Below are 10,188 nucleotides of genomic sequence, written 5' to 3'. Positions count from 1 at the left end.
CGTCAGCCGCCGATCGGCATCAGGAGCTCCGTGCCGTAGAAGAAGACCACCAGGAAGCCGGCGATCAGGTGGACGAGGACGAGGTTGGCGATCAGCGAGCGCGCGACCGAGTCGCCGACGGCGGCCGGGCCGCCCTTCGTGCGCAGGCCGTAGAAGCAGGCGACGACCGAGGTCACCATCGCGATCGCGCCCTGCGTGATCAGCGAGTTGACCTGGACCTGCAGCGGCTGGACCGCCCAGTTGATCTGCAAGAACGCCTCGGAGCCGACGCCCTGGAGGACGACCACGCCGACGAAGTACGACCCGGCGGTGGCGCCCAGCAGGGCGACCGTGCCGCCGATCGGGATGTAGAGCAGGACCGCCAGCAGCCGGGTCCCGACCACGTACCGCATCGGGTCGACGCCGGTCGAGTCGAGCGCGTCGATCTCCTGCTGGATCTTCATCGCTCCCAGCTCGGCGACCATCCCGCAGCAGACCTTGGCCGTGAAAACGTAGCCGAACATCAGCGTCGCGCCGAGCAGCGGGTTCGCGAAGCCGGTGGCGGCGCCGGTGAAGTCCGACGCGCCGATCGAGCGCAGGAAGAAGAACGCGAAGTTGACGACGCTGATCCCGAGGAACGCGCTGAGGAAGAACATCAGCACCGTCGTCCCGCGGATCAGGATCGCGGTCTGGCGCAGGATCTCCGACGTGTAGCGCAGCGTCCCCGGCAGGCTGACCATCGCCCGGCCGTAGAACTCGGTCAGCTCGCCGGCCTCGCGCAGGCCGGCGACGATCGTGCCCTCGCGCCGCGGCTCGGGCTTCGTCGCCGCCGTCGGCTTCGCGTCGCCGGGCGGCGTCGTGATCTCGGTCGTCGCCATCCGGATCAGCCGCGCAGGATCGCGGTCTCGGGGAAGATCGTCAGGTAGCCGAGGTTGAAGAGGCTGTTGATGATCCAGATGCCGAGGAAGCAGACGACCACGGTCTGATTGACCGCGCGGCCGACGCCCTCGGCGCCGCCGTCGCAGGAGAGCCCCTTCTGGCAGCTGACGACCCCGACGAAGAACCCGATCAGCAGGTACTTGACGATCGACGCGTAGAGGTCGAGCGGCAGCACGTTGAGGACCAGGTTGTCGGCGAAGACCTCGTCGGTCAGGCCCAGGTGCCCGGGCGCGACCGCGAAGTTGACCGCCTGGCTGACGAGCAGCGCGAGCATCCCGAGGATCGGCGCGCCGAGCGTCATCGCCACGACCCGCGGCACGACCAGCGAGCGGAAGCGGTCGACGCCGAGCACCGCCAGCGCGTCGAGCTCCTCGCGGATCTTGCGGGCGCCGAGGTCGGCGGTGATCGCGCTGCCGGCGACGCCGGCGAAGATCATCGTGGTGATCCAGACGCAGACCTCGCGCGAGAAGGCGACCCACATGCCGCCGGCCTCGCGGTCGGTCGCCCCCAGCGACCCGAGCAGGTTGCCGAAGACGATGATCGCGAACCCGATCATGAACGCCGAGACCGACAGCGAGAGCGGCACCAGGCAGCGGCGGATCGCTCGCGAGCCCTCGCTGACCGCGTCGCGGACCCACGGGAACGGCGGGGTCACCGCCAGCCGCACGGCGCGCCACCCGAGCGAGCCCATCTCGCCCGCCTCGCGGATCGTGCCGTAGACCGACGACCCGCTGAAGGTGTCGATCAGCGCGGTCGAGACGCGGCGGCGTGGGCGCCGCACCGGAGTGACGTCGGGGCTGGACAAGGCGCGAGTACCCTCCCACGTCATCACTGCCTGCGGTACGCCCATCCGGGGGGAACTACACCCCCATCTGGGCGTGATTTTACGGTGGTTTGTCTGGGCACGAAGACGACTCCGGCGAAACGCCGGAGTCGTCGCGAAATCCCTTTGGAACCTGGCTGTTTCCGGCGCCCTCCGTGCCGCTGACGGCAGCTTCCGGGGCGCCGGGATACGCCGCTCGATCGAATGACCGGACGGCTTGTCGTTCCCGGCGGTTGACGGTGGGTCAGCGCGTCGCCGCGACCCGCGCCCGCACCAGCGACCCGACGCCCTCGCCGCGCCGCTGCAGCCGCAGCAGCCGCTTGGCCGCCTGCTGGCCCGGGATCCCGCTGATCCCGCCGGTCGGATGGGTTCCGGCGCCGGTCAGGAAGAGCCCCGGGACCGGCGTGTCGTAGGAGCCCAGCCCCGGCGCCGGCCGCAGCGGGCCGAACCGCAGCATGAACGGATCGACGTGGTAGACGTTGCCGTCGGGGACGTTGAACCGCTCCTCCAGGTCCGGCGCGCAGAAGACGCGGCGGCCGATCTCGAGGCTGTCGAGCCCCTCGTAGTACGACGCCGCGTCGGCGAGCACCCGCTGGCCGATCTCGTCGCGGACCTCCTCCCACGGCTGGCCCGGCTTCGACGGCACGATCCCCGACCAGAGCCAGAACGTGTCCTGCCCGTCCGGGGCCTGGGTCGGGTCGATCGCCGACGGGGCGATCCCGATGAACGGGATCCGCGTCGGCCAGCGGCCCGCGACCGCGTCGTCCCAGGCGTCGAGGTGCTCCTCGTAGGTGTGCCAGCTGACGATCGGGCGGCGCAGGTCGAGCCCGTCCTCGCGCCAGGCGTCGTGGCGCGGCAGCGAGAGCCGGCCGGAGACCGCGACGTCGATCTTGAGGTTGGCCGCGCCGGTGCTGGTGGTCGGGATCTGGGCCGCCCGGCGCTCCAGCTGCTCGGGCAGCGTGCCGGACGGCAGCAGCTCGTTGAGCGTCTTCTTCGGGCTGCAGGAGGCCATCACCACGGGGGCGTCGATCTGCTCCCCGCTCTCCAGCCGGACGCCGGCGATCGCGCCGCCGCGGACGACGATCTCGGCGACCGGCGCCGAGGTCCGGACCCGGCCGCCGTGGTCCTCCAGGCAGGCGTGGAGCGCCTTGGGCAGCGCGCCGCTGCCGCCCTTGAAGCGGGTCGACCCGGTCCGGTGGCAGATGCCCAGGTAGATCAGCGCCCAGCCGGTGCCGTCCTGGGTCATCCAGCAGAACGGCGGCATCGAGGCCATCGCCGCCCGCACCAGCGGGTGGTCGAACAGCTCCTCGATCAGCTCGCGGTGGCCGCTGGCGAAGAACCGCACGAGCGCCCCGATGTCCTTGCGCTTGCGGACCGCGACCGGCAGCTGGCGCAGCAGCGTGCGCGGGTTCGGGCGCGTCGGGTGGCCGACCATCAGCGGCATCATCAGGTCGAGCCCGGACTCCAGCAGCGCGGCGAACTCCAGGAACGCGGCCGCGTCGCGGCGCGAGAAGCGCTTCATCTCCTCGGCCGTGCGCCGCGGGTCGCGCCAGAACGCCAGCGACGCGCCCTCGGGCTCCAGGTGCACGTGGTACGGGTCGGCGTCGAGCTGCTCGAACCCGTAGCGGCGCAGGTTCAGGTCGGCCTCGATCGTGGTCGCGCGGAACAGCGACGCCTGGATCCCGCCCTCGTTGTGGACGTGCCCGGGAGCGCCGGGGAACAGCGAGTTCGTCCCGAGCATCCCGCCGACGGTCGGCGACGCCTCGAGCACCAGCACGTCGCGGCCGGCCTTCTGCAGGTAGCAGGCGGCGGTCAGGCCGTTGTGGCCGGCGCCGACCACGATCACGTCGGCCCGGTCGCCGCCGTTCCCGGTGAGCTTGTGCATCTGGGTTCCTTGTCGTAGACGGGGTGAGCGCCGCCCGCCGGAGCGGGCGGCGCGGGGCGGCCGCGCGGGGGCGCGGCCGGGGGGTCAGGCCGGCAGCGGCTCCTGCGCCCGCCGGCTGCGGCCCTCGGTGACGTTGGCCCGCAGCGCGGCCGTGATCGGCCCGGCGCCGCCGCGGGGGTTGGTCGAGACCTCGAGGTCGCAGAAGCCGCGCTTGCCGTCGCGCTCGAGCGCGCAGATCGCGTCGACCACCGCGACTCCGTGGTGCTCCGAGATCGTCGCGTCGTAGGGCGCGCAGTCGATCGCGAACCGCTCGCCGTCGGGCATCGTCCAGACGGCGCTGCCGCCGCGGTAGGTCGTGCCGTCGGGCTCGAAGGTGACCGCGATGTCGACGTCGTCGGCCAGCGTCACCACGCCGTCGCGGACGAGGTAGCCGAACTGGCGCACCGAGCCGTCGATCCCGTGCCAGGCGATCGAGCCGAACGACAGCTCGGGCCCGAAGGTGCCGGGGATCCAGCGGTGGTTCAGCAGCGTGTCCCAGCGGCGGGTGCCCCAGCTGTGGTCGCGGTGGCAGAGCCCGTCGACCTGGTAGTCGCGCTCGCCGAGCCGCACGTGGCCGGTGATCCGACCCGACGTCTCGAAGTGCGCGCTGGCGAAGTCGTCGCTGACCGTGCCGGCGTCGGACGGGAAGAAGTCGGTCCGCGGGTAGAAGTCCTCGACCTCGAGATCGAGCTCCAGGTCGTCGTCGCTGACGCGGTGGCGGACGCGGCCGTCGAAGGTCTGGCGGTAACGCCCGCCGAGCGCGCCGAACCCGTCCACCAGCCGGTCGGCGTCGGTCAGCGGCGCGGTCAGGTTGCGGCGGTAGCGCTGGCCGTCGGCCGTCACCAGCCCGAACCAGAGGGCGGCGATCCCGCCCTCGTGGTTCGGCTCGTGGCCGATCCGCATCGTGCCGCCGATCCCCGCCTCCTCGGCGTGCCAGGTGACGAAGACGCTGTCCTGCCACCACTCGTCGGCGGCGTCGGGACGCTGCCGCAGCTCCGAGGCGTCGGGGTGCTGGACGAAGCCGCTCATCCCCGGTTCCCGATGAAGCTCTGTGCCTCGCCGGTCGGGGCCTCGAAGCCGATCAGCTTGGCCAGCAGCTGCGAGGCCGGGTTGTTCAGCTTCATCGGCGCGTCGGGCGGCAGCATCCCGGCCGCGATCATCATGTTGCCGGCGCGGTGCATGATGCTCGACAGGCGGGTCGCGGCCCAGACCTCGTAGAAGTCGATGTCGCGGACCTCGTGGCCGGTCAGCTGCTCGTAGCGGGCGATCACCTGCTCGCGGGTCGGCCAGCCCTCCGGCAGCGGCGCGCCGATCCCCTCGGTGTGGTGGCGCTGGAGGAACAGCCACCAGCCGAGCTCGAGCTCGCGCGGGCCGACGGTGACCATCTCCCAGTCGAGCACGGCGGCGGCGGCGAGGTCGTCGCCGAAGAGCACGTTGCCGACGCGGGCGTCGCCCCAGTTGAGGACCGGCGCGCCCTCCTCCGCGGGGCGGTGCTCGTCGATCCAGCGGTAGGCGGCCTCGACGGTCGGGTTGCGATCGCCGGCGGCGGCCCACTCGAAGGTCGCCGTCCAGGTCGCGATGTCCTGGTCCAGAGCGCTGGTGCCGGCGGCCGGCGCCAGGTCGCCGAGGCCGATCGCGCGCCAGTCGACGGCGTGGATCGCGGCGAGCGCTTGGAGCGCGTTGTCGTGCAGGCTGGCGCGCTGCTCGGGCGCCAGGTCGAGGACCCAGCCGGCGGCGGTGAACGGCGGATCGTCGGAGGGCACGCGCCCGTCGACCCGCGACATCACGATGAAGGTCGCCCCCAGCACGGCCGGGTCCTCCTCCAGCCACCAGACGCGCGGCACCGGGACGTCGCTGTGCTCGCCGAGCGCCCGCAGGACGCGGAACTCCCGGGCCAGGTCGTAGGTCGGGAAGACCCCCTCACCGGCCGGGGCGACGCGAGCGACGAAGCGCTCCTGATGGCGCTCGCCGTCGACGGTCCAGCCGCCGTCGAAGAGGATCGTCTCGTTCGACAGCCCGCTCGACTGCGGGACGACGAGGTCGGTGACCTCGACGTCGACGGCGTCGGGCAGCTTGCCGGCGAGCCAGGTGGTCAGCTTCCCGGCGGCGACCGCCGGATCGGTGGTGTTGTTCAGGGCCATCGTTCTCTCTCCTCGGGTTCCGGGTGGCGACGCGTCAGGACGCCGTCGACGGGATCGGGCGGGGCGCCGCCGGCGCGTGACCGGCGACGTGGTGGTGCGGGGCGGCGGCCGGGGCGACCGGCCGCCCGGGGCGGCGCAGCGGCGGCCGGCTCACGACGCGACTCCGACCGGGACCGGGGCCGGCTCCTGGGCGCCGGCCCGCGGAGGCGCCGGCGACGGCTCGTCGGGGATCCCGAAGATCGCCGCCTTGATGATCCCCAGCTTGGAGGTGATCGTGACCTCCTCCTCGGGCCGGGCGACGACGAACGAGAGGATCCAGACCGCCGTCAGCGCGAGCCCGAACGAGACCACCCAGGCGGCGTGCGTGACGACCAGCGAGGCGTCCCAGTTGAGCGTCGTCCAGATCGGCCACGCCAGCGCGCCGTTGGCCATCCCGTCGGCCATCGGGATCATCGGGATGACGAGCGCGATCTTCCAGCCCGGCAGGAACGGCTTGAGCCGGTAGATCAGCGCGCCGGCGATCAGCGGCATCAGCGGGTTGACGCAGACCCACCAGAGCGGCAGGCCCCAGAAGTTCAGCGGCTGCGGCCCGTAGTACTCGTAGGCCCCCATCAGCACGCCGGGGCTCTCGAGGAAGATGTTGATGCAGACGTCCATCGCGTAGAGGCCGAAGAGCCCCTTCTTCGTGACGCCGTTGGAGAAGATCCGGTAGGCCAGGTAGGCCAGGCCGCCGACGTACCAGATGTAGACGAAGTTGATGAACAGCGGGAAGTCGCGGCCCATCGAGTAGAAGGTGGTCGTCGACGCGCCCTCGCGGATGTAGACCAGGCCGAGGACGTCGACGATCGGCTCGAAGAGGCAGGCGACGCCGCCGCCGATCAGGCACATCAGCAGCAGGGGCCCCTTGCCCGTGAGCAGGTGCCGGATCGCGAAGAAGACGCCGATCGCGACCGGGATGCCGAGGAAGATCGTGAAGATGACCTCCGGCGTGTACGGCATCTCCGTGCTCGGGTGCTTGGGAACGGCCGCGGCGGCGAGCACGTTGACGGGCAGGGTCACAAGGTCCTCCTGGCTGGCAGGGACGAGGCGGGCCGTGGGCGTACGCTCTCGCTCGCGGCCGCTCCTCCGGCGTCCGCTGGGAGCACTCTAACCAAAAAATGAAAGACCTTTCAAGAGTGAGCTACATTTCATCGTGATGTCACGCGCAGCAGCTGACCCCGAAGCCCCGGCCACGACGGCCAAGCCCGCCTCCCGCAGCGACCGCCGCCGCGAGAAGACGCGCCTGCGGCTGGTCGAGGCCGGCCGCGAGCTGATCACCGAGAAGGGGGTCTCGGGCCTGCGGATCAGCGAGATCACCGAGGCGGCCGACGTCGCCCTCGGCTCCTTCTACAACCACTTCAAGTCGAAGGAGGAGCTGGTCGAGGCGATCGTCTCGGAGAGCATCGAGGCGCTGGCCGAGGCGCTGGTCGGCGAGGCCCCCGAGGACAGCGACCCGGCGATCCTGGTCGCCGTCGCCAACCGCCGGTTCGTGCGGCTGGCCTACGACGACCCGGCGTTCGCGCAGCTGCTGGTGAACCTCAGCCACGCCGACGTGCTCTTCGCCACCGCCACCTACCCGTTCGCGCGGATCGCGCTCGAGCGCGGGATCGCCAGCGGGCGCTTCGAGATCCCCGACATCGAGGTGACGCTGGCGACGGTCGTCGGCGGCGCGCTGGCGCTGATGCGGTCGATCGTCGAGGGCCACCAGGGCCCCGACGCCGAGATCGCGGCGTCCGAGGCGGTGCTGCGCTCGATGGGCGTGCCCGGCGACGAGGCGCGGGCGATCAGCAACCAGCCGCTCGAGCCGATGGAGCGGCCAGCGGCGGAGGGATCCGCCGCCGGCCCGCCGCGGACCTAGACCGCGGCGCCCCGGAACCGCCGCTTCATCGCCAGCTGGTAGCGGTCGGCCCACAGCTCCTGGTAGGTGCAGTGGGCGACGCGGCCGTGCTCGTCCTCCCAGCGGTAGACGCTGTCGTGGAACGACGCGTTCGGCCACGCGGGCAGCGTCGCCGCGGCGATCGCCTCGCCGCTGAAGCGGTACTCGGCGCCCTGCTCGTCGCGGGCCTCGATCAGCTGCCGCATCGCCATGAACGACTCGGGGTGGTACTCGAGGACCTCGCGCCGCACGTGCGTGATCTCGCGAACCTCGCCGTCGAGCACGACCCACGCGAAGTGGTGGGTCGGCGCGCCCTCGGGGATCTGGAAGTGGCCGGCCCAGGCGGGATCGGCGTCGGGCGACTCGAAGCTGATCTGGTTGAAGATCAGGTCCTCGCCGAAGCACATCGGCGACCAGCCGACGGGCGGGATCGGCGCCTGGCCGCCCTGGGCCTCGGTCCGGACCTGGCTCCACGAGCGGTCGCGGGGGTAGAGCGAGTCGACGGCGAACCGCTCGCCATCCAGGACCAGCTCGCCGACGCAGTGCATGAACTGCTCCGAGCCGCCCGGCTCGAGCTTGGTGGTGGCGTGGTGGGCCTCCTCCCCCGGGACCACGTGCCCGCGCGCGAGCAGCGGCGAGATCGCGGTCTGGACGACGTCGATCGAGGTCCGGCCGTCCTTGCTGGCGTAGGTCACGCGAGCCTGGCGGCCGGGCTCCAGGAACTCGATCCGGAGCCCGTTGGCGGTCGTGATCGTCGAGCCGTCGACCTGCGGCCACGGCATCGTGATCTCGTAGTCGAGGTGGTCGATGTCGATCGGCGTGACGTTGTCGGTCCCGCGGAAGATGCAGACCCCGCCCTGACTGAGCGGGAACGCCGGCTGGTAGCGGACGTAGAGGAACGCCCCGATCGCGGCCTCGGGCACCGCGAAGCCGAAGTAGTGGGTGTGGATCGTGTGCGGGTCCCACGCCTCGCCCGCGGGGCGCGGCAGCAGCAGGTCGGTCTCGGGCGGCTGGATGGCGTGCGGCACGGCTCTCTCCTGGTCTCCGAGCGGCGCCGGCACCCCGGCCCCACCCATCAATCACTCTGTCCGGACAGACTGTAGAGGCAGGGCCGGGTGACGGCAAGCGAATTCGCGAGCGCCTGACGATCCAGCGCCCGCCCGCGTATCGGTACGCCCAGTGCGCCGCCGATGTACGCATGATGCGTACCAATGTGCCGCAAATGGCGTACTATCGCTGCGTGAACCCCTTCCAGTACCAGCGTCCGCTCGATCCTGCGCGACTGATCGACCGCCGGGAGGAGCTCGACGCCCTGCAGCGCGCCGCTGCGGACCGCGTCGCCGTGCGGCTCGCCTCGCCCCGGCGGTTCGGGAAGACGACGCTGCTGGGCGCGCACCTCGACGCGATGCGCCAGGCCGGCCATCACGCGTGCCTGATCGACCTCGATCGGGTCGCGACCGTCGGCGACGTCGCGGATCGCATCGTCGACGGCCTGCGCCAGTTGCCCGGCATCGGTCCCGGGATCCTCGAGGGTCGCCTCGCTCGGCTCGGCCTGACGATCGGCCCGACAGGGCTCCAGCTGCAGGTCGCGCCACGAGCGGGCCGCAGCGCTCCCGGCGCCGACCAGAGCCGCGCCGCGATCCGCGACCTGATGGAGCTCCCGGCCGAACTGGCGCAGCACGGCGATCTGGTCGTCGTCGCGATCGACGAGTTCCAGGATCTCCTGACCGCCGACGACCGGCTCGACGGGCTCCTGCGCTCGGTCGTGCAGCACCAGCGAGATCGCGTGGCCTACCTCTTCGCCGGCAGCGCCCCCTCGCTGATGCGGATGCTGTTCGCCGACCGCCAGCGTCCCTTCTTCGGGCAGGCACGCCCGCTGGACCTGCCGCCGCTGCCCGCCGAGGAGACCGTGCGCGAGGTCCTCGCGCTGATGCCCGACCCGGATGCGGCCGGCGTCGCCGAGGCGACCGCGCGGATCGTCAGCGCCGCCGGCGGCCACCCGCAACGGACGATGCTCCTCGCCCACCACCTCTACGACCTGCTCGACCGCGGGGCACCCGCCGTCGATGCGGCCGAGCGGGCGCTGCGGGTCGCGCTGGATGAGGTCTCCGACGTCTGCGACGCGGTCTGGCGCTCGCTCCACCGCTCCGAGCGGGTGATCTGCGCCGCGCTGGCGGACGGCATCCCGCCGACATCGACCGCCCTCGCCAGCGAGCACGGGATCCCGCGGTCGACGCTGCAGCGCGCCGTCGAGCGGCTGGTCGAGGACGCCCAGCACGTCGCGCGGACGGCCGGCGGGCCGCCGCAGCTGCTGGACCCGCTGCTCGCCACCTGGATCCGGCGCCGTTGACCGGTCGCCGCGCTCAGCCGCGGTTGCCGATGACGGCCGACGCGCCGCTCGCGGATCAGTCGCTCTTCCGCGGCGTGCGGATGGCGTACTTGGAGGGCTTGGTGAGGACGGTGGGGT

The 10,188-nt window shown here is 72.1% G+C and carries 10 protein-coding genes; 2 read left to right on the top strand and 8 right to left on the bottom strand.

Annotation, left to right across the window (positions count from 1 at the left end):
- Positions 1-2 precede the first annotated feature (2 nt).
- The 6 genes from PAI11_RS11235 to PAI11_RS11210 all read right to left on the bottom strand — a co-directional run bounded on the left by PAI11_RS11235 (position 3) and on the right by PAI11_RS11210 (position 6,865).
- The gene (locus PAI11_RS11235) at positions 3-857 is read right to left on the bottom strand and encodes an MlaE family ABC transporter permease (RefSeq protein WP_007574629.1); all 855 of its coding nucleotides are present in this window, start codon (positions 855-857) and stop codon (positions 3-5) included.
- Positions 858-862: 5 nt separating this feature from the next.
- Complete coding sequence (locus PAI11_RS11230; RefSeq protein ID WP_170320718.1) at positions 863-1,723, bottom strand: MlaE family ABC transporter permease; 861 nt, start codon at positions 1,721-1,723, stop codon at positions 863-865.
- Positions 1,724-1,985: 262 nt separating this feature from the next.
- Entirely contained in the window at positions 1,986-3,626 is a 1,641-nt protein-coding gene (locus tag PAI11_RS11225; protein WP_007574624.1) for a phytoene desaturase family protein, read from the bottom strand.
- 84 nt (positions 3,627-3,710) lie between these two features.
- Entirely contained in the window at positions 3,711-4,694 is a 984-nt protein-coding gene (locus PAI11_RS11220; RefSeq protein ID WP_007574623.1) for a DUF7065 domain-containing protein, read from the bottom strand.
- Entirely contained in the window at positions 4,691-5,806 is a 1,116-nt protein-coding gene (locus PAI11_RS11215) for a phosphotransferase family protein (protein ID WP_007574620.1), read from the bottom strand. Before PAI11_RS11215 ends, PAI11_RS11220 begins: the two co-directional genes overlap by 4 nt.
- 150 nt (positions 5,807-5,956) lie before the next feature.
- Positions 5,957-6,865, bottom strand: coding sequence for a hypothetical protein (locus PAI11_RS11210; RefSeq protein WP_007574617.1), 909 nt, complete (start codon positions 6,863-6,865; stop codon positions 5,957-5,959).
- 136 nt (positions 6,866-7,001) lie between these two features.
- Between PAI11_RS11210 and PAI11_RS11205 the strand changes: the two genes are divergently transcribed.
- Entirely contained in the window at positions 7,002-7,703 is a 702-nt protein-coding gene (locus tag PAI11_RS11205) for a TetR/AcrR family transcriptional regulator (RefSeq protein WP_138974247.1), read from the top strand.
- Here PAI11_RS11205 and PAI11_RS11200 read toward each other — a convergent pair.
- Positions 7,700-8,749: a DUF7064 domain-containing protein gene (locus PAI11_RS11200; RefSeq protein ID WP_007574613.1), complete on the bottom strand. Its 1,050-nt coding sequence runs from the start codon at positions 8,747-8,749 to the stop codon at positions 7,700-7,702. The genes PAI11_RS11205 and PAI11_RS11200 overlap by 4 nt on opposite strands.
- A 47-nt stretch (positions 8,750-8,796) precedes the next feature.
- Positions 8,797-9,495 carry a hypothetical protein gene (locus PAI11_RS26290; RefSeq protein WP_138974246.1) on the bottom strand — a complete coding sequence of 233 codons (699 nt, stop codon included), beginning with the start codon at positions 9,493-9,495 and terminating at the stop codon, positions 8,797-8,799.
- Positions 9,496-9,507: 12 nt separating this feature from the next.
- Here PAI11_RS26290 and PAI11_RS26285 point away from each other — a divergent pair, with 12 nt between their 5' ends.
- A complete protein-coding gene (locus PAI11_RS26285; protein ID WP_138974245.1) occupies positions 9,508-10,071 on the top strand; it encodes an ATP-binding protein in 564 nt (187 codons plus the stop codon).
- The last annotated feature ends 117 nt before the right edge of the window (positions 10,072-10,188 follow it).

It is taken from the genome of Patulibacter medicamentivorans (assembly GCF_000240225.1).
In the GTDB taxonomy this organism is placed as follows: Bacteria; Actinomycetota; Thermoleophilia; order Solirubrobacterales; family Solirubrobacteraceae; genus Patulibacter; species Patulibacter medicamentivorans.
This window is presented reverse-complemented; position numbering and strand designations above follow the sequence as displayed.